We start from the raw sequence: 23,060 nt of genomic DNA, 5'->3' as shown, positions 1-23,060 counted from the left end.
GAGGTGCGGAGCTGCCCCCGCCGGGGGCTGAGGCGCGTTCGCCCGGAGGCGTCACCGTTGGTCCGCATCGCACAGATCGAGTCGGGGAGCATCGCCGAGGAGCTCGAGCTCCAGGTGGGAAGTCGGATCATCCGGATCAACGGCGAACGCGTCCGTGACGGGATCGACCTGACCTTCCTCCTCTCGGACACCGAACTCGAGATCGAGACGGTCGGGCCCGAAGGGGCGCGCACCCTCCTCGAGATCCTGCGGGAGCCGGGCGAGCCGCTGGGGATCGTGCCCGAGCCGGACAAGATCCGCGAGTGCGCGAACGAGTGTGTCTTCTGCTTCATCGACGGCAACCCTCAAGGAGTTCGACCCAGCCTCTGGGTTCGCGACGACGACTTTCGCCTTTCCTTCACCTACGGCAGTTACGTTACGCTGACGAACCTGGGCCCGAAAGGGCTCCAGCGCCTTGCCGACCAGCGGCTATCCCCCTTGTACGTCAGCGTGCACGCGACGGATCCCGAGGTCCGGATCCGGCTTCTCAAGAACGAGCGGGCGGGTCTCATCATGGACCACCTCCGTTTTCTCACCGACCGCGGGCTCGAAGTTCACACCCAGATCGTCCTCTGTCCCGAGTGGAACGACGGGCCCCATCTCGACCGAACGATCCAGGACCTGGCTTCGCTGGGTCGGGGAGTGCGCACCCTCTCCGTGGTCCCCGTGGGGCTCACGAAGTACAACCTGAACCGCCCCGTGAGGCATCTCACACCTGAGGAGGCCGCCACGGCGTTGGACCAGGTGGGGAAGGCCAGACAGACGGCGCTGAACGAGCGCGGGTACGGATGGTGTTACGCCGCGGACGAGCTTTTTCTCCGTGCCGGGCGAGAGCTCCCTCCGGCCTCGTATTACGACGACCTCTCCCTGGCGGAAAATGGCGTCGGGGCGCTTCGCCTCTTTCTCGACGGCTTCGATCGAGGAGTCGCGGGCCTTCCCCGGCTCCCCGGGTGCCGCGTCCGTCTCCTCACCGGCGCCTCGATGGCACCGTTCTTCCGCCAGCGGGCCTCGCGTCTCGCGGCCGCCATACGGGCCGACGTGGAGGTCATCGAAGTCGAAAACCGCTTTTACGGAGCCCCGGTCACGGTCGCCGGTCTCCTCGCGGGGGAGGATCTTCTCTCCGCCGTGCCGGATCCATCGGAGCGAGACCTGATCCTGATCCCGGCCGAAGCGCTGAATCAGGACGAGCTCTTCGTGGACTCGTTTTCCCTGGCGAGCCTTCGCGAGGGGCTCGCACCCGCGCGTGTCCTCGCCGGATTCGAGATCACGGACACCTTGCGGTCGCTGTGACCGAGCGGCTCCCGGTCGTCGCCGTGGTGGGTCGCCCGAACGTGGGGAAGTCCACGCTCTTCAACCGGGTGCTCGGCCACCGCGCGGCGATCGTGGACGATCGCCCGGGGGTCACCCGGGACCGGAATTTCGCGCCCGCCGAGTGGGCGGGCCGCAGCTTCTTCATCGTGGATACGGGGGGGGTGATCGAAGGGAGCGACGAGCCCCTCGACCGCTCGGTGAAAAGCCAGGTGCTGGCGGCCATCGGCGAAGCCGACCTGATCCTCTTCATCGTGGACGGGAAGGAGGGGGTGCACCCCCTCGACGAACGCCTCGCCGACCTCGTCCGACCCTCAGGGCGCCCGCTCCTCCTCGCGGCGAACAAGATGGACAATCTTCCGGGAGAGATCGCCCACCACGACTTCTGGAGGCTCGGTCTCGGCGAGCCCGTACCCGTCAGCGCGATTTCAGGGAAGGGGTCCGGAGACCTTCTGGACCGAGTGGTCGCCGCCCTCCCGGAAGTAACCGGCCCGCCTCCCGAATCCGACCTCCGCGTCGCGGTCATCGGGAGGCCGAACGTCGGAAAATCGTCTTTCGTCAACGCGCTCTTGGGCGAGGAGCGCGTCATCGTGAGCGAGGTCCCCGGCACGACGCGCGACCCCGTGGACTCCGTACTGACGTACCACGGGAAGCGCATCGTCTTCGTGGATACGGCCGGCCTCCGGCGCCAAGCCCGCGTGCGGGAGTCCGTCGAGTACTACTCGGCCCTCCGAACGGAAAAGGTGATCCGAGAGGCGGACGTCTGTCTCCTCCTCGTGGATGCGACCGAGGGGGTCCATCACCAGGACCTCCGAATCGCGGAAGCGGCGTGGGATGCGGGGTGCGGGGTCGTGCTCGGCGTAAACAAGTGGGACCTCGTAGAAAAGGACCACATGACCGCGCCCAATTTCGAGAAGGCCCTTGCCCTCCGAGCCCCTTTTCTCGCGGAGGTCCCGATGCTCTTCCTCTCCGCACTTTCGGGGCAGAGGGTGAGGAAGAGCCTCGACCTACTTCTCGAGGTCGCGGAAGCGCGCGTCCGAAGAATTGCGACCCACGAAGTGAACGAGGTGCTCGCTGGACTCGTCCAGCGCCAGCCGCCCCCCCATGCCGGTCGAGGGCACGCGGTGAAACTCCGGTACGGAACGCAGGCGGATACGAAGCCACCCACGTTCGTCCTTTTCTGCAATCTCCCCGAGGAGATTCCAGGACACTACCTTCGTTATCTGCAGAACGGTTTTCGTGCGGCGTGGGGGTTCCGGGGCGTCCCGATCCGCATTCGCATTCGTGGGTCCGATCCAGGGAAGGGACGGCGCACATGACAGTTCCGCTGCTACTGGTGGCGCTTGCCTACCTCCTCGGGGCCACCCCGACTTCGTATTGGGTCGGCCAGGCCTTTTACGGGCTGGACCTGAGAAAGGTCGGAAGTGGGAATCTCGGGGCCACCAATGCGTACAGAGCCCTCGGCGCGCGGGCGGCCGTCCCCGTGATGCTGGTGGACCTTCTGAAGGGTTGGGCCCCCGTCGCACTTTTCCCGCGATTCGCACCCGAGGCCTCCTTCGGGTGGACGCTCGGGTATGGGGCCGCCGCGATCCTCGGCCATGTCTTTTCGTTCTGGGTGAGACTCCGGGGAGGGAAGGGAGTCGCGACCAGCGCGGGGGTATTCGTCGCGCTCGCCCCCTGGGCCGTCCTGGTTGCCCTTGGCGTCTGGGTCGGCGCGGTTCTCCTCACCGGATACGTCTCGCTCGGCTCAATTCTCGCGGCCGTGACCCTTCCCATCGCGATGCTCTTCACTCCGCACCCCGGAGGGAGGAGCGCCCTCGTCTTCGCCATCGCGTTGGCGCTCTTCGTCATCGGGGCACACCGCTCGAACATTCGGCGCCTCCTGCGGGGGGATGAGCGCCGTTTCGGGCGCCGGAGAGGCGGGTCGCCCCCACGGGACGACGGGGGTCCGGGGGCCGCCGGTGCCCCTGGCGGGAAGCCGCTCCCCGGCTCCGGCGGAGCGGTGGTCAGCGGCCCGGGAGGCACTCGATGAGTGGATCGCTCCTCCCCGGCGGCGTTCGGGCCGCGGTGGTCGGCGCCGGAAGTTGGGGCACCGCACTCGCCCACCTCCTTCACACGAACGGGCACCGAGTCTCCCTCTGGAGCTACGAGGACGACGTCGTCCGGACCATTCGGGAGGACGGGGAAAATCGCGCCTACCTCCCCGGCGTGAAAATTCCGCGGGCGATCCACGTTTCGCGCCGCCTCGAGGAAGTCGTCCCCGACGCCCAAGTCGTCGTCTCGGTAAGCCCCGCGCAACACGTGGACGATGTCATGCGGAAGGCGGCCGCACACCTGGCACCCGGCGCCCTCGTGGTGAGTGCCTCGAAGGGAATCGAGACCACGACGCTTCGCTGCATGCACGAGGTTCTCGCCGAGTTCCTTCCGGCCCGGTCCGCCGAGAACCTCGTCGCGCTTTCGGGCCCCTCCTTCGCCGTGGAGGTGGCGCGGGGCAGCCCGACCGCCGTGGTCGCGGCGAGCCGGTCCGAGGAGGCTCGCCTCACCGTCCAGAAGGTTTTTGGGTCCGAGACGTTTCGGGTGTACACGAATGCGGACCTCATCGGGGTCGAAGTGGGGGGGGCGGTAAAAAACGTGATCGCGCTCGCGGCGGGCGTATGCGCCGGGCTCGAGTTCGGCCACAACACCGAGGCCGCCCTCATCACCCGCGGGCTCGCCGAGATCGCCCGACTCGCCACGGCGCTGGGCGGGCAGCCCGCCACGATCTACGGGCTCGCGGGTCTCGGTGATCTCGTCCTCACCTGCACCGGCGGATTGTCCCGCAACCGCACCGTCGGGATTCGGCTCGGTCGGGGAGAACGCATCTCGGAGATCCTCGGCGACATGCGCTCCGTCGCGGAAGGGGTGTCTACGACCGTTGCCGTACACGCACTCGCGCGGGAGCGCGGCGTCGAGATGCCCATCGTGGATCAGGTGTACGCGATCCTGGAAGAGGGAAAACCGCCGAGGGAGGCTGTGCAGGAGCTCATGCTCAGGGAGCCCAAGCCCGAGACCTGATCGTTCCGGGCGGCTTCCGTACCGATGGAGGGCGATGTGAACGAGCCACTGATGAAAAAGGCCTATTATTCCATCGGGGAAGTCTGCGAGCTCACGGGACTCAAGCCCCACGTTCTCCGGTATTGGGAGACGCAGTTCCAGGCGCTTCAGCCCTCGAAGAACCGCGCGGGCAACCGCGTGTATCGCCCGAAGGAAGTCGAGCTGATCCTCCTCGTGAAGAAACTTCTCTACGACGAGAAGTACACGATCGAAGGTGCCGACCGGAGGATCCGCGAGATGCGGCGTGGAGGCGACCTCCCCGAGGAACGCCGAGAGGCGGTCGAGCCAGAGCTCCTCTCGGGGATCCGGAACGAGTTGCACCGGCTGCGCGAGATCTTGACGCTCCCCGGCAAAGGGCCGGAGTCCCGTGGGATGAAGGGGTCGGGGGGAACCGGAAAGGGATGAAGATTCTCTGCACGAACGACGATGGATTCATGGCCACCGGACTCCAGGTGCTCGCCTCCGCCGCTCGATCCCTCGGCGAGGTGACGGTGGTCGCGCCGGACCGGGAGCAGAGCGCGACGAGCCACTCCCTCACCTTGCACCATCCCCTGCGAAGCCGGCGAGCTTCGGACGGCACCCTCGTGGTGGACGGGACGCCGACCGACTGCGTCATCCTCGCCGTGAATGCCCTCATGGACCAGCGTCCCGATTTCTGCCTCTCCGGCGTCAACCACGGATCCAACATGGGAGAGGATGTCCTATACTCGGGGACCGTTGCCGCCGCGATGGAGGCGACCGTCCTCGGCGTACCGGCGCTGGCGATTTCTTATACCGGTCCGGACTTCGAATCCATCGCCGCCTGGGAGGAGATGCTCTCGGCGCTCCTCGCCCTCTTCTTCGCGCGAAAGGCGGCTTTTCCCGGCTCGACCCTCCTGAACGTGAACCTTCCCGCGGTCCATCCCGACGACGTGCGTGGGGTCCGCATCACCTCCCTCGGAGAGAGGCGCTACTCGGAGTCTCTCACGCGGGCGATGGACCCGTCGGGAAAGGAATACTTCTGGATCGGAGGGGGGGCTCCCCAGTGGAAGGGGAACCAGGAATCCGATTTCAAGGCCGTGGACGACGGCTTCATCTCGGTCACGCCTCTCCACCTCGACCTCACGAACTATCGCCTCCTGGAGGAATTTCGAGGGTGGAACCTGGAGCTTTGAGCGATCTGCAGTACGTCGGGTACCGGCGCCGGCTGATCGAAGAGATTCGCGCGAAGGGAATCGAAGATCTGGAGCTCCTCCAGCTTTTCGATCGCGTTCCGCGCCATCTCTTCCTCCCCGAAGGCGTGCGTCCCCGCGCGTACGAAGACGCTCCGATTCCGATCGGGTACGGCCAGACCGCGTCCCAGCCATCGCTCCAGGCGCATTACCTTCAGATCCTGCGCCCGACGCCGGAAGAAAAAGTCCTCGAGATCGGGACCGGAAGCGGCTTCCTCACGGCCCTCCTCGCCCTCATGTCGAATCGCGTCTATTCGGTCGAGCGGGTTCGCGAGCTTTCCGTGCGGGCACGGCAGGCCCTCGACGTCCTGAGCATCCGGAACGCGGCCCTCCTCGTCGGAGACGGTTCCATCGGATGGCGAAAGTACGCGCCCTACGACGTCGTTCTTGTTTCGGCCGCGTCGCCCGCTGTCCCCCCCGCGCTCCTCGATCAACTCGCCGAGGGAGGCCGCTTCCTCATCCCCGTGGGCTCACGGGAGTCGCAGGAGCTCCGGCTCCTGCGCAAGATCGAGGGAGAGATCGTCGAGGAGGTCGTCCGGGATGCCTGCACCTTTGTCCCACTCCTGGGCAAACAGGGATGGAACGATCCGACGGGGCCGGCCGCGACGTGACCTCCGCCCCGGGGGGCGACCCACCCCAGCCGATCGCGCAACCGGACGTCCCGCTCCCGGGATTTCTCCGCCGCCTGTATGACTGGGTCCTCGGGTGGGCGAACACGCGGTACGGCCGCGTCGCCCTCGTCGCGCTCTGCTTCGCCGAGGCCTCCTTTTTCCCCATCCCGCCGGACCCGCTCCTCATGGCGCTCGCCCTGGGGGCACCGCGCCGCGCTTTCTCCTTCGCGGCCTGGGCCACCGCGGCGTCGGTGGCGGGAGGCGTCGCGGGATATCTCATCGGCTGGGGGGCCTGGAGCATGCTCGGAGATTTCTTCTTCAGCTGGGTTCCGGGAGTGACTCCCGAATCTTTCGACCGCGTACAGGGCTTTTACGATCGGTACGACTTCTTCGCCGTCTTCCTCGCGGGGCTGACGCCGATTCCGTACAAGGTCATCACCCTTTCCGCGGGTGTCTTCTCCGTCTCGTTTCCCGTCTTCGTCGTCGCTAGCGTACTCAGCCGAGGCCTCCGTTTCTTCGCCGTGGCCGCGCTTCTCTGGAAGTTCGGCGCCCCGGTGAGCCGCTTCATCGATCGGTACTTCAACGTCCTCACCCTCGTTTTCGGCATTCTGCTCGTTCTCGGGTTCGTCGTCATCGCCCGATTTCTCTGAGCGGTCCCTGGTGAAGAAGCGCCGTGCCAAAGCATCGGGCCCGGCGTCCGAGCGTTCGGCCGCCGGGCCCTTGCCCCGCCTCCACTCGCCTCATGGGTCAGGAAGTGAGGTAGCGGATCACCGTCTGCGAGATGTGGGCAGAGTCCAGCGCGTGCCGGATCGCCTGCTGATACTCCTCCGCCTCGAATGCGCGCACGGCCGCCTCCAGAAGATCCTGGGCCTTTCCGAGCGCGGTCCGCACCCGACGCTCCGGGTTGGGACCGGCCAGATCCACGGCCTCCAGATAGAGGGCTTCCGCATGCTGGATCGCCTGGGCGGCGCGATCCTCGAGGTTGGTCCGATCGCCCGAGAGTGCCTCGATCACGTCCTGGGACTTCTGTGCCGAAGCCTGGGCCTGCGCGATGGCCGCCGGGAAGTGCCCGGCCGCGTATGATTCCTTCGCTTGGTCGAGCAGCTGTTCCGCCGCTTGCAACCATGCAGAGATCGGTGGCTCGGGATTCGGGCCTGCCAACTCCGACGCCCGATCGAAGAGTCGCTGGGCATGGCCGATCCAGCGCCTTGCCGCCTGCTCGAGATTTACGCCCTCCTCGAGGTCCGAGACCGCGAGGTCCGGCGGCACGGCGGCCATCGAGCCCGTAGAACCGCCACCCACATCGGAGCCCGGGACGGCCAAGCTCACCTCTCCCGGGTCCGTCGGCCCGACATCGCACCCCGCAATCGCCGCGAGGAGGATCGCCACGCCGACCGTTCGGCTTCGTCGCATCCGCATCATCGCTCCATCTCCCTTTCTGGGACCGGGGCGGCCGTTCAAGGCGCCTTCCCTCAGGTCCATGATCCGGATGGCCGTTCTCCCGATGTGGGAGGGGACCGGTCCGGCACTGGACCCCTGAGGTGCATCGGCTGTGCCCTCGCTTCACTGATATGCGTAAGGCTCTATAAATACACGCGATACGCGTGTTTATATCAAGTGTATTCGACACATTTCCGGAAGCCACATCACGAATACCATGAAAACGTAATTCGGGCATTGCATAGATAATGGGAAACACCAACTAGCTGGTGAGTACGGCGAATACGAGCTCGACGGCACGCACGAGACGGGGAAGGCCGGTTCCCGGTGGACCACCCCGCCGGGGGAGATGCAGGAAGCCGACACGCGAGGATGCGGGAAGGTGGTGAAGGGCCAGATAGAGGGCGGCGTTGCAGGCGTAAGTCCCCGCGTGAAAGGAGGGGACGGCTGGAATTCCTTCCGCGGTCAGGGCTCGGGTCACTTCACCCGGATTCCAGCGGACGCGGAGGGCCAGGGGAGCGCCCGGCACGATCGGGACGTCCGCCACAACGCTCCCCGCGTTGTCCGGGCGGTCGGAATGGAGGACGTTCAGCGCCACTCCCTCGACGCGGAGCGGGCCCGAGGGCACTTCACCGACCAGAAGGAGCGCGCTCGGAATCCTGGCGGCGAGCTTCGGGATCACCTTGCGGAGCCGGACGAAGTCCACCGGGAGGAGGACGCGCTCGACGCCCGGTGTAAGCTCGAGGCGCCGCACCGCTTCCCACGATCGATTCCGGGTCCGCCCGCCGAACGGTTCGAAGGCGGCGACGATTGAAGGGCCGGCTCGGGTCGACATGCGGAACGGCCCCGCGAGTGCCTTCCGCTCAGCGGGCCAGGGGGTCCGGACGCATCTGGAAGTGAGCGACCTTACTCGTTGTTCCGGCTCCCGTCTCCATATGGAAGGGAGCTCGAGTGCTCACGGTCGCCCAGATCCCGCGTCCCTTCCATCCGGCGTCCGGATCGTCGATCCGCCCGTCCATCCACTTCGTGAAGAACCCGAGGGGGTATGGAACGCGCAGCACGACCCATTCGCCGTCGCGGAGCGCGAGAAGCCCCTCCGACTGGTTGCCCGTGTTGATCGGGACGTTCTCGCCAAGTCCGAGCGTGTTCCGCTGATCCACCCAGGTGTAGTAGCTCGCCTCCGCGCTTCCCGAGCCGTCCACTCCCTGAAGTTGCGGGAGCGGTTCGGCGTAGAAGGTCCATCCCTCGGGGCAGTGCTGACCGGTGGCCTCGGGCCCATTCAGGGGTCCGGCACATTTCGAACGGTCGAAGCTGGCCAGGTGCCCACTCGCCATCGCCGCCCAAAAGACGCCGTTGCGGTCCACATCCCCTCCGCGCGGGGAATACCCTTCGATGGGCACTCCGCCTTCATCCAGTGGGGGTTGGAAGATCTCGACGAGCGCGGTCTCGCTCGGATTCTCGCCCGGGGCGAGTCGCAGGACGGCGCCCGGAAAACCGAGCGAAGTGGCCCAGATGGATCCATCCGGCGCCGGCGACACGGCATAGAAGCCGGAGGCGATTCGGCGGTCGAGTGCCGGATCGGGCTCCTCGTTCGGCTCCGTGTAATCGTCCCGGACCCCGTTTCCGTTCGTGTCGAGGACCAGAGGCGTCCATCCCTGCGCGGCCTCCTCATCCCCTGTCTCCAGGAAGAGCTCCGTGTCGAGCCATCCGACGACCTGGCCGCCGCCACTCGTCCAGAGGGTGTTGCGATCGTCTTCGGCGAACATCAGGTGGTGCGTGCCGAAGCAGGTGCCGACGTGGGTGAGCGCCGCCGTCTCGGGATCGTAGACGGCGAGGTGGCGTCCGGCATTTCCCACCGGGAAGGCCTGTGCCGAGGGATGATCCGACCCCTCCTGGCAGACCGGAGGATTCGCCGACGGCCGGATCCGGGCGGTGAGCCACACGCGCCCCTCGGCGTCCAACATCGGATTATGCACGTTGAGCCGGCTCACCCAGAAGGGCTGGTCTCCATTGTACGGAGAAGGCTGCATCATGGCCGAAGACGGAGCCGGCGTCTCCGGGTCTCGCGGCTCCAGGGGGATAACCGACGCCGTGTGGGTGGCCGGGTCGAGGACCGGGATGTAGTCCACGCTGAGCTCGGGGGCCCCGTACACCGGACCATAGGCGTTGACCGTCGGGTCTCGCCGGTCCGTCGAGACGACATCGTGCAGGTACGCCGTCGGATCCGCCCAGTCCCAGAGCGTGATGACCACGTTCCGCTCGACTCCGGCCGGCCGGGGCGGGGCAGGGGGGACTTCTCCCGCCGCGATTCGGTCCGTCCAGTCCGCGAACTCCTGGAGCACTCGCTCACGTCCGAACTGTCCGAGGCTCGCATTCATCTGAGCGCCGGCCTGACCCGACTGGATGCGGCGCTCCCACGCGGCGACGGTGGAGGGAAAGGAGCCGAGCGCGGTGGGGATCTCCCGGGTCGCGCGGTTCCCCAACTGATGACAGGCCTGGCATCCTCCCGACTTGAGGAGCCGAAGCCACTGGGCCTGGTTCTGCATGTTCGGCGAGATCCCATTCCCGTCGGGGCCGGTTCCGGGAAACTCGTCGGCGGAGGGAACGCGAAGGAGCGAGAACCAGGAACCCGCCGGGTAGATCTGCGCGGCCGCATGCGGATCGGGAGCCACGGTCGCGGCGAGCATGAGCTCGCGCCCCGGCGTGCCGCGCACCGGCGCGGAATCCACGAGGCCGTAGCCGCGGACCCAGACGTCGTAGGTCGCATCCGGAAGGTCGGGTACGAGATAGCGCCCGTCGTCGTCCGTCACGACGATGCGGACGAAAGGCGTCGGGAGATCGGCCGTCTGGGCGATCACCCAGACACCGGCCTCGGGTCCGCTCGAGCTCGTGACCACTCCGCCGATGTCGTCGTCGTCAATCGCGACGACCCCGTTCGGGAGCTCGCAGCCGGTGGCCGCGATGGCGGTCGCCGTCAAGCCCAAAATCCCGCGGAGCCTGGTGGTCCTGCCGATTCGGTTCGGTCTCATCCTTGCCTCCCCGGAAGTGCGGCGATCGTGATCGTCGTCCCGTGGCCTAGCGCGGGGAGGTCAAAATATCGTGGTGGACACTCGCCGGATAGGCGACCAGTTCCGGCAGACACCTGACCCATGGCTGATTCTCTGGCTTTCCCTATCGGCGACGCGTAACCTTGCGTCGAGGCTACCCCCCCCATTTCGATGGGCCCCGGGGCGGCTGACGCTCACCGCGGAGATGAGACATGGCCAAGTATCTCTTTCAGGGTTCGTACACGGAAAAGGGAGTCGAAGGCCTCCGAAAGGAAGGCGGCTCCAAACGTCGCAAGGCCATCGAGAAGGTCACGAAAGGCCTCGGAGGAAAGGTCGAAGCCTTCTACTTCACCTTTGGAAAGGATGACTTCGCGGTGATCGTGGAGGTGCCGTCGGGCGTCGAGGCCGCTGCGGTGGCCCTCGCCGTCAACGCGAGCGGAGCGGTAAGGGCGAGGACCACGGTCCTCCTCTCACCGGAAGAGATCGACAAGGCCGCGAAGAAGAGCGTCAGCTACCGCGCGCCGGGAAAACCGGGGAAATAGGGACTGACGCGCGGGGACCGATTCGCGGGATGAGATGCGGTAGGACGCCGCAACGACCGGCGCTGAGGCATTATCTTCTTCTTTCGATTCCGTCCCCGTAGCTCAGAGGATAGAGCGGCTGCCTCCTAAGGGGAAATCCGCCGTTGGCCAGCGTCGGGACCCGTTGGGAATCCTGAATCGAGCGTCAGGTGGTAGGGCAGGGAATCGGTGCGCGTCGCACCAGTTTTTGGCACAGTTAGATTCCCTCTCGCGTTCGAGCACCTGATCCACGAGGGATCACCGCACAGACGAATGGGACCATGCCCCCAAATTCGCAGGAGGAGCGGCTCCGATACGATCGCCTGAGCGCCTTTCGGCGAGCGAAGGAACTGTTCGAGCGTGGCGATCCTCAGTCCTTGCGATACGCCGCGCTCGAAGCGCGCCTCTGCCTGGAAGCATTCGCATACGACAAGCTCAGAATGTACGAGAAGAGGCTCGCGCCCGACCTCCTTGGAGCCGACTCCGGTACTTGGCAGCCCGAGGTCGTCCTCCGTGCACTTCGCGAGATCGAGCCCGGCTCGGACTCCGACATTCGAATGCGATTCACGCCCACAGACGGAGAGGGGAATGCAATCGGCCCGACGACCCAGGTAGACCACCTGACCCTGAAAGTCGAGACCCTTGACCACTACTATCAACGCCTCGCGAGCTATCTCCACGTTCCGACCGTGAAGCGCCAGCAGGACCACGCCTGGATCCTTCGATGGCAGGGAAAGCTTCGAGACACGCTCGAGGGTTTCTTTTCCGAGATTGGGCCTCGTGTCCGCTCTGCCCAGTCGAGCGGCCTCACGATCTCAGTCAACTACCCGTGCGAGGCCTGCGAGAAGTTTTCGGTCGTCGATCAATTTGCTGCGATCCTCTCGAAGCGAGCGAGGTGCATTCACTGTGGAGCGATGCATGTCGTCGAGGTGCCGGAGAACCCCCCCTCAGACGTTGCGCCCGAAGACATGGTTTTCCACCTCGACGCGACAGCCTTCGACTGCTTGAGTTGCGGCACATTGATGCCCATCGAGAACCGAAAGCTGGAAGTTGGCCTTGAGTTCTCGTGTAAGAATTGCAGGACCAATCACCTGCTGATTCAGAAGCACTGGGGATACGGAGCCCCCGGAATTGATCGCGTATCCGAGCCGCCCGACGGAGGAGCGCTCGAAGCAACCATGGACGTTCCCTCCGACATCCAAACGAGTGGCCCGGCAATCTCCCCCGAGGCCACATCTGGAAGCGATCGGGAGTTGCCTCCGCCGGCCTAAGGCGCGAGTGAGAACGAGCGCCGCGGTCACGCAGTCGGGCGAGAGCCGATCGGCGCACTCTCCAACGGTGGGCGGCTCAGTAATCCCACGCCGCACGATCGCCGTCAGCCATAAGCGGCGTGCCTTCATCCTGATCGGTCCGCGAGCGCCCTCCATTCTTTGTTGTTGAGGAGTTTGGAACGGTTGATTTGAATTGAATTGGCCCCAGGCATTCGCCTGATTGCGTGCAGACTGCTCGCCTTTGACCACGGACTCAGCCAAACTCTCGCGATTGAGGCGGTCGGGACATCCACATTGCGCTCCTGCTTTGAGCTGTCTGTGAACCCAAAGACATAGCGATACTCCCGCTCGCCCTGGAAGTGTTTCCGCTTCACAAACGGAAGCCGGTCGGGGCGAATCCTTCCTCCGAGGAGGGGGGGCTCGTCGGGCTTCAGACGCTTGAGTCGCTTGAGCCCCCCCGTCCACCAGTGGTATTCCATGGGGCCGTGCGCAACGAGGCGCGGCGCACGCAACAGCGCATTGTGCAGCTCGGTTCCATTGAAGACGATGAGTACGCCGTCCGGCGAGAACGCGAAGGATCTCCAGTGATGGAAGTCTTCCTCAGCTGCGGAGAGACACAGGATTCGAACATCAGTGAAGTTGCCTTCGCGTCGGTACGCTTCGACGTAGTGGGAGTCGTTCTTGTCCTCCCAGTCCTTGAACCGTCCCAGGCGCATCCGCTGATCTGCGAAGATGCTTCGAAGGGCACTAACATGTGTGTATCGACGCAGTTGGTACGGTGGCGTCATTCCCCCTTCCGTCCAGCCGCCGCGGCGAGCTTCCCCAGCGCCTCCTCGAGCCTCCAGTACCGCCCGAATTCCATGCTTTCCCCCGGCTGCGTCTCAGCAACGAGGAACGCACCGTCCTCCTCCATCCTGATCGCCCACGTTCCTCGGTCCGTCACGTCGCTTAGAAGCTATGAGCCGCACACGAGCGCAATGCGGATTCCGGCCACGTCGGAGCCGTCGAAGGTCCGGTAGGTCGCTTCACCGGATCGGGTACTGAAGGGTTCGTGGAATCTCATGGGCAAATGCCCTTATCTCGACTCAGTGCATGCTCCCAATTGACCGGGTTTCCTCGGATTGCGGCCATCGTTAGGGCGTGTCCAGGATTCGCCGGACCTCGCGGTCCATGAAGGCCAGCTGGTCCCGGAGCGCGGTCAAGGAGTCTCCGAGTGCCCGGATCACCGCCTGATTCTCAGGCGCGTCCACCAGGGCCAGGACCGAATCACGGCGAGCGGCGAGCGCATCGAGTTCGCGGTCAATAGCGTCGAAGTCTGTGCCACGAATCATGCGGGCGTTGAGCGAATCGAGTTGTCGGGAGAACATCGCGATATCCTCATCACGGAACAGCCTCGCCCGATCAGCCGTCAGGCGCTCAATCTCTGCGCCAATCGCCGACTGTTCGGACCGAAGCGCGGCGATCCGATCCTCGTCCGATTCGCCGGGAGCGCACCCGGTGAGCGCCACCGCCAATCCCGCGATCAGTCGTCTCATTTCGCTATTCCTCCGCCCGGCGAGTGCTCGTAACTACGCTCTCGCTATGGGAGCACCATCCTCCCGGCATTGCGCCTTGCGCGCCTCCATCTCCTCCTCCCCGAACTTCGCGACCTTCTGCCAGCGGGAGGCGTCTTGACTCGAGAGGCCGGAAGATTCGAGAGCGGCGGCGTAGGGGGAAATTGCCCCGACGGTGGGACCATTTCCCGGTCGTCCCGCCTGCCCCTGGCTCCAGCGCCGTCAGGAGGCGTCCGCCCTTCCAACAGCGGCTCCCCAGGGTGGGCAGAGCCCTACATCGGAAGTTGCAGTTCCCCGATGGCGTCATCCAACCGCTTCCTGGTCTGGAATATCTCGGCGTTCGACTCCCTAAACTCGTTGTTGAACTCTCGCAGTAGTTCGGCGATCCGCTCAACGTCTCCTGCCAGCCCTTCCAGGGTGGTGCATAGCACAAGTCCGTTATCAATTACCTGTTCGATCCCCTCCCAGTCTTTGGCCGTGGACTCAAGCAGAGCGCACCAATGGGAGGCCGGTGTGGAGGTCCACCGCAGAAACACGGTGCATTCGCCAGAGTCGGGGTCGATAGCACCAGTCACAAAAGAGTCGTGCGGTTCTACGGCTCCAATCTTCGGATCCTCGAATTTCATTTCCGAGCCTCCTTTCGAAGTCGTTCCGCCAGCCGGGCCAACTCCCCGCCGCGACACTCGATGGCGTCCGCGATGCCGCCGGGGCGAAAGGGTGGTATCTCATCCACTCCGGCACCCGTGATCGGTGGTAGCCTCCTATCGTCGGGCGAAGTCATCGCACCACTTTCCCTCTCAACATCCCGGGTGCCCCGCAGTAGCGTTCTTGGAAGTTCACCGACCGGAATACCTGTTGAAGTCGAATCCTCCGACCCGGAACTCGAAGATTGGCGAACCCTCCTGGTAAGCCTCCGCTTGGACGAGCACGACATCGGCTTCCCTCAATCGCGGCAAAAATCCGTCATAGTTCCGCATGAACAGCGACTCCGATGAGTTGTCAGAGGGCCCGACCGCCTCCCAGGACTGGGCCGCGCCTTCGTCGAACCGAATCCGCACGCGGCAACCACTGTAAGACGTGCAGAGAAGCTGTCCTCGCTCAATCCGAAAGATTATATCCCGGCCGAAGGTTGGATGGTCACGCAAGGTAAGCGTGCCCCGCTGCTCGCCTTGGTACGGAAACGCGAAATTGACAGTGTTCTCGGAGCTAATGGTCGCCGTGCGCGTCTCCCGGGATGTCATGGGGTCTTGAGACACCGAGTACGACCATTTGGCGGCCAATCTTTCGGCCTCGCGCGCCTCTTCCTCCGCCTGGGCTGCGGCGGCCTCCCTCGCCCTGAGGTCGGCGATCATGGCCGACGCAGAATCACCCAATGGCGTACCCGAAAAACGGGCGATCAATTCCTCAGCCATTGCGACGGCACGCCACTCCAGCCCTGGGAGTTCTTGACTCTGGCGAAGGACAGCGAACAGGTCTTCTGCGCTTGTCTCCGTGGATTCAACCTGCTCCTCCCCGCTCTCAGACTCCTCTGGCGGGACGCACCCACCAAGAAGGACAAGCCCGACGACGGTCAGCATTGCGCGCATCGGCGGCCCCTCCCATTCCGGCCCCAGGGGGACGTGATTCGTTTCGTATTCGAGACTACGAGCGAACCCGTTGCTTCGCCATACCTACCCGGCCTTGTAGACGGAATCGATGCGATGCACGTTCGGGGGTCCCGTAGGACTCCCGAAGATCCGCAGAGCCGTTGTGCCAGCCCTCAGAACATGGAAGGACCCCTCCGGCCGTGCCGGGAGCCTCTACCTCGACGCCTCGGAGCGCTTCGAGCCAGGGGCGCTCCTCGTCTTCACTTGAGACCCGAAGGACGGCATGGGGAGCCCTATAGGTCCTCGTGCGAGGCGTTCGCCACGTCCACGCGATTCCCGAGGGCACCGTCGGCTTCTACTTCGGGGCCGCGAAGGCAGGGGCATTCGTGTGGAGGGACAGAGACGGCACGCCCTGGCACCTGTCGGCTAAGGCGCGGGCGGTATCGGAGACGGGCCGGACCTTGGAGGTCCGACTCGGAGAGAGTCATCGGGCGCCGTGGAAGCTGACGGACGGGGAGCTAGGCGAGCTCGTGGGGATGGCGGTACGGTAGGCCGTGTCGCGCCTGCGAATACGAGGGTGTAGGTTGACCCGATACAGTGTAGCATCGCCGAACGAGGGTTCGGGAATCCGACAAGGCGCCATGTGAAGCGCTACCTCACGAAAACTATGCAGGGGTCGGCCTCCGCTGTTGAAGCGACGGAATGCAAGGTACGTTTGAATTTGTCACGCCATGAATGATCCGCTCGTGCTGTACTCAACCAACACATGGCTCGCGTGGGCCATCGCGGAACGCTTCTACGGCGGCACGCACTACGCATGGTGCGGCCCGGTATTCGACGGACGAACAGCCGCGCCCCACTTGAACATCCCGCCCACCTGTAGCCCCTGCGAGATTTATCATTCGCTGGCGGGTGAGGTCGCTCGGGGTGATTTGCACAGCGACGGCATCAAGCGAAACAAGGGCGGCATTCTGCGAGGTGCCACGGCAAGACGAGGGGAAGGAAAGATCACCGCGGACGACGAGAAGGACATCGCCGCGATCATCGGGGCATCACAGGTCCGAGATTTCCGGCCCCTGCTCTTCGTGATTCCCTTCGCGCCAGTGGCGGTGGTGATCAAGAAAGTCCCAGTTCCCGATCGAGCTCATCCGCTCTCGCTGGAGTATATAATCGAGAATCTACCTCGGGCTTCGTTCGACGTTCTAGAGCTTGGAGTCTGAATCGCATGTTTGACGTTCTGAACGCCCTGGCACTCGACACCACGGTCAAGGCCGTGTATGACGCCACGCTGAAGCTGTTTGAGCGGAATCGGTTCCCTGTATACGAGATAGGCGCCCGTGGGGACCTTGAAGAGCAGATTCGCGTTCTTGAGGAGACACAGCGCGAAGCAACAAGGCTCAGTGCTGCGATAAGGAGTGCTGCCGAAGTGGAGTCGTTGCTGCAAATGCAGCTCGCCGAAGCTCAGCTCGTGCAGGTAAGAGCGATGGAGGCGCAGCTCGTTGCGGCGCGGCTTCTCGGAGAGATCGAGAGTGTGCAGAAACGGGCGATTAAGGATCTGACTGACGCAGAAGCCGGTCGGTACATCAGCTACTTGGTGGATAGGTTAGAGGAGCGTGTGCAAGACGAGCTACAAATTGATCGAAGCAAGGGAGAAGATCTGATCCTTGCCCTGCGGAGGGACTTCGAGGGCGAAGCCCCCATTATTGTGGAGTAGATGTCGAGCTCAGCGCCGGCACAATGCATTGACGGAGTTTCGGGCAGGAACCTAGAATTCACACGGCGCCTAACTGCGCGTGTGCCGGCTCCGGGCCTTCGGCCCTCCACGGCAGCCCTTCGCCCTGTCACGGCTCCCGCTTCGCCCGCCACAGTTCGCGCAACTCTTCCTTGGGTAAGTGCCGCGCTCGGTCGTATCGTGGGAACGGGTCCAGCGGCACCACGTCGCCCCTACCGCGTGCGAGAAGCGCCGGGGTGTCCCATGTCCAGAAGGTGACAGCCTCGCCGTCCACGTCCAGGCGCAACACGTCGTCGGGGAGAACGAGGAAGCCCATGCACCACGATACCGCCCTACGATCAGCGCGGAATCAGCGACCGTTCGCTCACTCTCCCGCCTCCTCCCTCAACTCCGCGCTCGAGTTCGCGTGCGAACATCCGGCGTCCGAATCGGTCACTCCGGCCCTTGCGTTCCTTGATAGCCGGCACCTGGATCGGAAGGAGGTCACGGGCTCGGCCTGATCGGGCCTTCGGCCAGTGCTCGGAGTGCACGATCGCGAAGGAGGGCGTTCTCGTTTGGTACCCGCTGTAGATGTTTCTCAAGCCGGTCCCTTTCGGAGTGACTGAGCGCCTCCTTCGTCTCAAGTATTTCCACCATGAGCCCCAAGGACTCTCCAACCAAATAGGACACACCCGAGTCGAGGGCCGTTCCCAGGGCGAGCGAACACGCAACAATCGCAGCGCCAACGTTCCCCTCGTGCCAGTGGTCTCGGGCAACCTGAATGAACCTGGAGTAGCGATCGCCGTGGACCATCGTCGCGAGCTCGGCGGCCTTGGCCTCGAACAGCGCTTGATTCTGCCGCATGATTTCTTCAACCTGGCCCTGAATGGCTTGCGTTAACTTTTTCAGGTCTCTGTCGAAATCCGCCCGGAGGCCCGCGTCCAACTCGCCCCTCATCGTGTTCAAGTCATTCTTGTAAATCCGAATGTTCACGAGCCAGCCCACCGACACCAGTAGAATCACGATTCCGACGGCAGTTGCGAGGCTCCAGAGCACCACTGCCAGGAGGTCGCTCCGGTAGGCATGCTCAACGGCCTGTCGCGCCTCGATGGCGATTAGAAGAGAATCGACAAGAGGGACCTGAAGCACGGCAACGGTCGAGGTCATGTTGGGCAACGCACCGTGAGTTTCACCTTTATTCCCCCGGCTCCTTCCCAACCTTCCAATGCTTCGCGCATTCGCAACAACTCAGTCCGCCGCCAAGAATCAGCTGGTGCATACCAGTGCTTCCGCACATGGGACAGGCGCGGGTGCGTCTGGTAAAGGCACACCGGCGGCGGCATCCGGTTTCGTTGAATGACTCGATCGACTTGGAGCTCGTATCCACATTCACAATGACGCATGGGCATTTTCCGTTACCGCTCCAGCTCGGCTACCTTCTTGATCTCCGGGCACTTCTCCCGGGCGAGCTTCGCGAGGACCTCCTCCCTACCGTTCGTCAATCGGCATTCCTAGGGGCGCACACGCGGGCACCTTCAAGACTCTCTACTCTCTTGTGCACCTAGCGTTCGGGCCCTATCGCCCGAGCATTCGTCCTGTCCAGTGGTCCAATCGAACGCAGGTAATTGTGCCTGGCCCGCCCCCTCCGCACTCCATTTCGTACCGGAACATGAAAGCGGTCCAGAGACTCGCCAGAAGTAGGAGCGCGGCGAGGAGTCCGAAGGCTGCACGTCTAGTCATTCAGTCCACGAAGAGCATGGGGGCGTGCTCCCGGATTGGCGCACATTTCAGATTACGAGCGACGGTCAGGCAAGCGCATGATACGACGTCGCCCGTAGCGACGGCAACCGCTGTCAGTGGTCCCGCGAACAGGAACACGAGAGGGCGGCAAAACTTCGGGAAAAGGGCTGACCGCATTGCAAAATCGCAGGAGTCCTCCGGGGCATCCAGTCGGCGGTCTCAGGCTGGCTCGCCCAGTTCATCAAAGAAGAGGAACGCAACGCGCCCCGCTCAGCGCGACGAGGTAGATGGGTGGGGTCGTGCATGGCGTACTACTTCTGCACGCCGCACGGAACTCTCGCGAAGGCCAACGAAGACATCAAGACGATCCCGCCCATGGCGGCGGGAGTAACTGAACGTCCCTGGCGGCTCGAGGACTTCTTGGCCAAGATGGACCCCGACGCGCCGATCCGGTAAGACGAGGGTGCAATGGCGGAAAACAAGCTCTACTACGGGGATAACCTCGACGTGCTCCGGCGGCATATCCCGGATGCGTCGGTGGACCTCGTGTACCTCGATCCGCCGTTCAACTCGAATCAGGACTACAACATTCTGTTCGGGCACAAAGAGGGGCAGCCCGCTCCGGCGCAGATCCGGGCGTTCGAAGACACGTGGGAATGGAACGAGGCTTCGGCCCTCGCCTATGCTGAGACAGTCGAGTTGGGTGGTGAGGTGTCGCGGACCCTCCAGGCGTTCCGGACGATCCTGGAGGAGAGTGATATGCTCGCGTACCTCTCCATGATGGCCCCGAGGCTTGTTGCGCTCCGCCGTGCCATGAAGCCGACCGCCTCGATCTACCTCCATTGCGACCCGACGGCGAGTCACTACCTGAAGCTTCTCATGGATGCAGTCTTTGGACCCGCGTCCTTCCGTAACGAGATCATCTGGAAGCGCACGAGTGGCCACTCCGATGCGACCCGATACGGTCGCGTGCATGATGCTATCCTCTACTACGTCGCGGGGCCGGACCCGACATGGAATGAGACGTACCAACCATATGAGGCGGAGTACGTCGAGCAATACTACCGCTATGAAGATGAGGACGGACGGCGCTTTATGTCCGGAGACTTAAGTGCGGCCGGACTTCAGGGCGGAGGATACGAATACGAGTGGAAGGGCGTAACTCGAATCTGGCGGGTTCCCGAGGCTCGCATGGTGGCGCTCGATGCAGAAGGGCGAGTCTACTACACGCGGAACGGATTTCCGCGAATCAAGCGCTACCTCGATGAAATGCCAGGACTTCCGGCCCAAGATGTCTGGGCTGACATTCAAGCCCTTCGGTCTTGGCACGGCGAGAGGCTCGGGTATCCCACCCAGAAGCCCGAAGCCCTCCTTGATCGAATCATCGAAGCCAGCAGCAACCCAGAAGACGTAGTCCTCGATCCCTTCTGTGGGTGCGGGACCGCAGTCGCATCAGCCCAGAAACTGGGGCGTCGCTGGATCGGGATCGACATCACGCACCTTGCGATCAACCTCATTCGCCACCGGCTGCAAGACTCGTTCGGGCCAGAGATTGCCATGAGCTACGATGTGGTGGGCGAGCCGGTCAGCGTTCCGGATGCCGAACAACTCGCTAAAGATGATCCGTACCAGTTTCAATTCTGGGCTCTCGGTCTGGTGGGCGCACGGCCTCATGAGGAGAAGAAGGGCGCTGATCGGGGGATCGACGGCCGCCTCTACTTCCACGACGAGGGGGCCAAGGGGAAGACGAAACAGGTCATCATCTCCGTGAAGGCAGGGAAGACCGGTCCGGCCCATGTACGGGACCTCAGAGGAGTGGTGGATCGGGAGGGGGCAGCAATCGGAGTGCTCGTGAGTTTCCAAGAGCCAACCGATCCTATGCGAAAGGAGGCGGCTTCGGCTGACTTCTACGAGTCCCCCTGGGGCAAGCACGCACGAATCCAGCTTCTCACGGTCGCGGAGCTGTTGCAGGGCAAGCGGATCGACATGCCGGACGTGCGGGGAGCTAACGTGACCTACAAGCGGGCGCCCGAAGCGGCGAGAAAAGTTGCCGAACCTCAGCTTGAGTTGGAGGAGGAGCCGTAGCGGGCGACCGGGGGGCGGATGATTGCCCTGAAAGGCAACGGCCGTCGGTGGTCCGGCGAACTGAGGCGCGAGACGGCGGTGAAGCTCCGGGAGTGGGGGTGGACGAACGTGCGTATCGGAAACGCGCTCGGGGTCACCGAGGGGGGCGTCCGGGGGTGAGTTCGTAATTCTACGAAACGGGAAGAGCCCGAGACCGTCGAAGGCAACGACGGCAAGCAGTACCCCGCCCGCAAGCCCTGCAATGCGGCGTACTTCGCCCCGGCCACCCGAAGGCGACCGGGGCGGGAGCGTGTCAGGGGATCCAGCTATCCGCGACGTATCGCCAAGCGGGATCGGGGAACCGGTGAATCATGCGGAACCGAGGAGGGAAGTCGAATTGAGCCGCCACGGCATGTCGAAGAGGGTCGCCTGATGAATAGCCAGCTACGCGCGCGGCACGCTCCCCTGTGCTTCCGCTCGCCATGACTTCCGCCGCCACCACGATTCGTCCCCAAGCCACCCACTTGCGCGGAGTGGGGATCCCAAGGCGATCGAACCTCCGAAGTATGGTTGACGGCGAAGCGTTGAGGGCGTCGGCCACGCAAGGTCCCCATCGGGGGCACACCGATCCGGATTCGGAGTCGAACGCGATAGCGACCGTGGACATGATGAGCGGGATTGACTCACGCGAGATTCTCCCCGCCTCCGCATAATGGTTCAGCGCGAGGCGGGGCCATGTGTAGCTATCGAACGGCGGACGGATGATCGGGGGGGCGGCGGGGGCTTCCGGCTCTGGCTCGGACCGCTCGAATCTCTTATGAAATCCGAGGCCGATGCGGCTCCGTAGCGCAGTCGGTGGGGTGGCGCTCCAGCGGCGGGGGTGTTGGGTGACGGGTGACATGGCAAGCTCTCCTCGTTGACGCCGGAGGGTACGGCGCCCAACGTAGGACGCCATGAGGCTCCGGCCTTGTGGAAGAGCCGGGTGCGGGGCGCATCTTCCAAGGGTGGCCCCCCGCCCGGTTCGCGTACAGCGAAGTATGCGACCCGAAGTGCGATGGTCGCAAGTATTTGTACGGCAATGAGTTACTGTGACGCTAAGAGTGACGGCCGCACACTTCGGCTAACCTCTTCTGGCGCGGAAACGTAGACCCTCGTAGCGTGTGGGAATGCGTAGAGCCGCCCTACTCGCCGGAATCGTCCTCGCCTGTGCCGCCGGGCTTCACGGCCAGCAGGCCCGGGAATGCGTGGACCTCAATACCGCCTCATTCGATCAACTTCGTTTGATCGTCCACGTTGATACGGTCCGGGCACGAGAGATTATTGCCATTCGCGCCGAATCGCCCTTCGCGACCGTGGATCAACTAACGCGGGTGAACGGGATCGGAGACGTGAGGCTGCGGGACATTCGTACTGAGGGGCTCGCATGCGTCCGTGCGACAACAGCGCCACCCGCCCGCGCCGTACCTCAGACAGCCCCGGCGCCGTCACCGGGACCGAGGCGGTCCTGCTGCCGGATGTGCACGACGGGGAAAGCGTGTGGGAACTCCTGCATCAACAGGAATCTCACGTGCCGACAGCCCGCCGGGTGCGCGTGCAACGCCGGGGAGGAATTTGTGCCAACACCCTTCGAGCCGTTCGGTCTTCAGTTAGCCTTCCGGGGTTCCGATTACAACTCCGGTTGTTCGCTGGCGTTCTCCACGTAGCGGCTACAATCGTCGAGAAGCGAACTTGGGCTCGCTGAACCGGAGTTATCCGAACACGCCGCGGGGAAAGAGTGCGGAACCTGGGAAGAGCCGGGGATGCCTCTTTTCGATGAAGCCCTTTTG

Annotated in this window: 26 protein-coding genes; 16 read left to right on the top strand and 10 right to left on the bottom strand. The window is 64.1% G+C overall.

From position 1 onward, the window contains the following. Window positions 1–57: 57 nt before the first annotated feature. Genes WEG36_12270 through WEG36_12235 form a run of 8 tightly spaced genes read left to right on the top strand, consistent with a single transcriptional unit; the run spans window position 58 to window position 6,912 of the window. Complete coding sequence (locus WEG36_12270; GenBank protein ID MEX1258385.1) at window positions 58–1,329, top strand: DUF512 domain-containing protein; 1,272 nt, start codon at window positions 58–60, stop codon at window positions 1,327–1,329. After that, window positions 1,326–2,666 carry a ribosome biogenesis GTPase Der gene (gene der, locus WEG36_12265; GenBank protein ID MEX1258384.1) on the top strand — a complete coding sequence of 447 codons (1,341 nt, stop codon included), beginning with the start codon at window positions 1,326–1,328 and terminating at the stop codon, window positions 2,664–2,666. The genes WEG36_12270 and der overlap by 4 nt, the downstream gene beginning before the upstream one ends. After that, a complete protein-coding gene (gene plsY / locus WEG36_12260) occupies window positions 2,663–3,379 on the top strand; it encodes a glycerol-3-phosphate 1-O-acyltransferase PlsY (protein MEX1258383.1) in 717 nt (238 codons plus the stop codon). Before der ends, plsY begins: the two co-directional genes overlap by 4 nt. Continuing rightward, window positions 3,376–4,401, top strand: a complete 1,026-nt coding sequence (locus WEG36_12255; GenBank protein MEX1258382.1) for an NAD(P)H-dependent glycerol-3-phosphate dehydrogenase — start codon at window positions 3,376–3,378, stop codon at window positions 4,399–4,401. The genes plsY and WEG36_12255 overlap by 4 nt, the downstream gene beginning before the upstream one ends. A gap of 51 nt (window positions 4,402–4,452) precedes the next feature. Further along, window positions 4,453–4,845: a MerR family transcriptional regulator gene (locus WEG36_12250; GenBank protein ID MEX1258381.1), complete on the top strand. Its 393-nt coding sequence runs from the start codon at window positions 4,453–4,455 to the stop codon at window positions 4,843–4,845. Beyond that, the gene (surE, locus tag WEG36_12245; GenBank protein MEX1258380.1) at window positions 4,842–5,594 is read left to right on the top strand and encodes a 5'/3'-nucleotidase SurE; all 753 of its coding nucleotides are present in this window, start codon (window positions 4,842–4,844) and stop codon (window positions 5,592–5,594) included. Before WEG36_12250 ends, surE begins: the two co-directional genes overlap by 4 nt. Further along, window positions 5,591–6,262: a protein-L-isoaspartate(D-aspartate) O-methyltransferase gene (locus WEG36_12240; protein MEX1258379.1), complete on the top strand. Its 672-nt coding sequence runs from the start codon at window positions 5,591–5,593 to the stop codon at window positions 6,260–6,262. The genes surE and WEG36_12240 overlap by 4 nt, the downstream gene beginning before the upstream one ends. Then, complete coding sequence (locus WEG36_12235) at window positions 6,229–6,912, top strand: VTT domain-containing protein (protein ID MEX1258378.1); 684 nt, start codon at window positions 6,229–6,231, stop codon at window positions 6,910–6,912. The genes WEG36_12240 and WEG36_12235 overlap by 34 nt, the downstream gene beginning before the upstream one ends. A 97-nt stretch (window positions 6,913–7,009) precedes the next feature. On the opposite strand, the gene WEG36_12230 is transcribed toward WEG36_12235, so the two are convergent. The 3 genes from WEG36_12230 to WEG36_12220 form a co-directional block, all read right to left on the bottom strand. Further along, on the bottom strand, window positions 7,010–7,675 hold the full coding sequence (locus tag WEG36_12230; GenBank protein ID MEX1258377.1) for a hypothetical protein: 666 nt from the start codon (window positions 7,673–7,675) through the stop codon (window positions 7,010–7,012). Between the two features lie 289 nt (window positions 7,676–7,964). Then, window positions 7,965–8,537, bottom strand: coding sequence for a pyroglutamyl-peptidase I (locus tag WEG36_12225; protein ID MEX1258376.1), 573 nt, complete (start codon window positions 8,535–8,537; stop codon window positions 7,965–7,967). Between the two features lie 28 nt (window positions 8,538–8,565). Beyond that, window positions 8,566–10,731, bottom strand: coding sequence for a carboxypeptidase-like regulatory domain-containing protein (locus WEG36_12220; GenBank protein ID MEX1258375.1), 2,166 nt, complete (start codon window positions 10,729–10,731; stop codon window positions 8,566–8,568). Window positions 10,732–10,961: 230 nt separating this feature from the next. On the opposite strand from WEG36_12220, the gene WEG36_12215 reads away from it, so the two are divergent. Next, on the top strand, window positions 10,962–11,291 hold the full coding sequence (locus WEG36_12215) for a GYD domain-containing protein (protein MEX1258374.1): 330 nt from the start codon (window positions 10,962–10,964) through the stop codon (window positions 11,289–11,291). Window positions 11,292–11,590: 299 nt separating this feature from the next. Then, the gene (locus tag WEG36_12210; GenBank protein MEX1258373.1) at window positions 11,591–12,580 is read left to right on the top strand and encodes a hypothetical protein; all 990 of its coding nucleotides are present in this window, start codon (window positions 11,591–11,593) and stop codon (window positions 12,578–12,580) included. A 125-nt stretch (window positions 12,581–12,705) separates the two neighbouring features. Here WEG36_12210 and WEG36_12205 read toward each other — a convergent pair whose 3' ends face one another. The 5 genes from WEG36_12205 to WEG36_12185 form a co-directional block, all read right to left on the bottom strand. Next, complete coding sequence (locus WEG36_12205) at window positions 12,706–13,368, bottom strand: hypothetical protein (protein MEX1258372.1); 663 nt, start codon at window positions 13,366–13,368, stop codon at window positions 12,706–12,708. Continuing rightward, window positions 13,365–13,493, bottom strand: coding sequence for a hypothetical protein (locus WEG36_12200; GenBank protein ID MEX1258371.1), 129 nt, complete (start codon window positions 13,491–13,493; stop codon window positions 13,365–13,367). Before WEG36_12200 ends, WEG36_12205 begins: the two co-directional genes overlap by 4 nt. Before the next feature lie 220 nt (window positions 13,494–13,713). Next, window positions 13,714–14,115: a hypothetical protein gene (locus tag WEG36_12195; GenBank protein ID MEX1258370.1), complete on the bottom strand. Its 402-nt coding sequence runs from the start codon at window positions 14,113–14,115 to the stop codon at window positions 13,714–13,716. Between the two features lie 290 nt (window positions 14,116–14,405). Further along, window positions 14,406–14,759 carry a hypothetical protein gene (locus tag WEG36_12190; protein ID MEX1258369.1) on the bottom strand — a complete coding sequence of 118 codons (354 nt, stop codon included), beginning with the start codon at window positions 14,757–14,759 and terminating at the stop codon, window positions 14,406–14,408. A gap of 210 nt (window positions 14,760–14,969) precedes the next feature. Next, complete coding sequence (locus tag WEG36_12185) at window positions 14,970–15,710, bottom strand: hypothetical protein (protein ID MEX1258368.1); 741 nt, start codon at window positions 15,708–15,710, stop codon at window positions 14,970–14,972. A 314-nt stretch (window positions 15,711–16,024) separates the two neighbouring features. On the opposite strand from WEG36_12185, the gene WEG36_12180 reads away from it, so the two are divergent. From WEG36_12180 to WEG36_12170, 3 genes are all read left to right on the top strand, one after another. Continuing rightward, window positions 16,025–16,270: a hypothetical protein gene (locus tag WEG36_12180; protein ID MEX1258367.1), complete on the top strand. Its 246-nt coding sequence runs from the start codon at window positions 16,025–16,027 to the stop codon at window positions 16,268–16,270. A 180-nt stretch (window positions 16,271–16,450) separates the two neighbouring features. Next, complete coding sequence (locus tag WEG36_12175) at window positions 16,451–16,939, top strand: hypothetical protein (GenBank protein MEX1258366.1); 489 nt, start codon at window positions 16,451–16,453, stop codon at window positions 16,937–16,939. Window positions 16,940–16,944: 5 nt separating this feature from the next. Then, complete coding sequence (locus WEG36_12170; protein ID MEX1258365.1) at window positions 16,945–17,433, top strand: hypothetical protein; 489 nt, start codon at window positions 16,945–16,947, stop codon at window positions 17,431–17,433. 127 nt (window positions 17,434–17,560) lie between these two features. Here the strand turns inward: WEG36_12170 and WEG36_12165 are convergent, their stop codons facing one another. Continuing rightward, entirely contained in the window at window positions 17,561–17,767 is a 207-nt protein-coding gene (locus tag WEG36_12165; GenBank protein MEX1258364.1) for a hypothetical protein, read from the bottom strand. A 167-nt stretch (window positions 17,768–17,934) separates the two neighbouring features. Next, on the bottom strand, window positions 17,935–18,597 hold the full coding sequence (locus WEG36_12160) for a hypothetical protein (protein ID MEX1258363.1): 663 nt from the start codon (window positions 18,595–18,597) through the stop codon (window positions 17,935–17,937). Window positions 18,598–19,473: 876 nt separating this feature from the next. On the opposite strand from WEG36_12160, the gene WEG36_12155 reads away from it, so the two are divergent. Genes WEG36_12155 through WEG36_12145 form a run of 3 tightly spaced genes read left to right on the top strand, consistent with a single transcriptional unit; the run spans window position 19,474 to window position 21,414 of the window. Then, complete coding sequence (locus WEG36_12155; GenBank protein MEX1258362.1) at window positions 19,474–19,626, top strand: hypothetical protein; 153 nt, start codon at window positions 19,474–19,476, stop codon at window positions 19,624–19,626. Between the two features lie 12 nt (window positions 19,627–19,638). Next, window positions 19,639–21,255, top strand: a complete 1,617-nt coding sequence (locus tag WEG36_12150; protein MEX1258361.1) for a DNA methyltransferase — start codon at window positions 19,639–19,641, stop codon at window positions 21,253–21,255. 18 nt (window positions 21,256–21,273) lie between these two features. Beyond that, window positions 21,274–21,414, top strand: coding sequence for a hypothetical protein (locus WEG36_12145; GenBank protein ID MEX1258360.1), 141 nt, complete (start codon window positions 21,274–21,276; stop codon window positions 21,412–21,414). The last annotated feature ends 1,646 nt before the right edge of the window (window positions 21,415–23,060 follow it).

The organism is Gemmatimonadota bacterium (assembly GCA_040882465.1).
Classification (GTDB): domain Bacteria; phylum Gemmatimonadota; class Gemmatimonadetes; order Longimicrobiales; family Gaopeijiaceae; genus JBBEBG01.
This window is presented reverse-complemented; position numbering and strand designations above follow the sequence as displayed.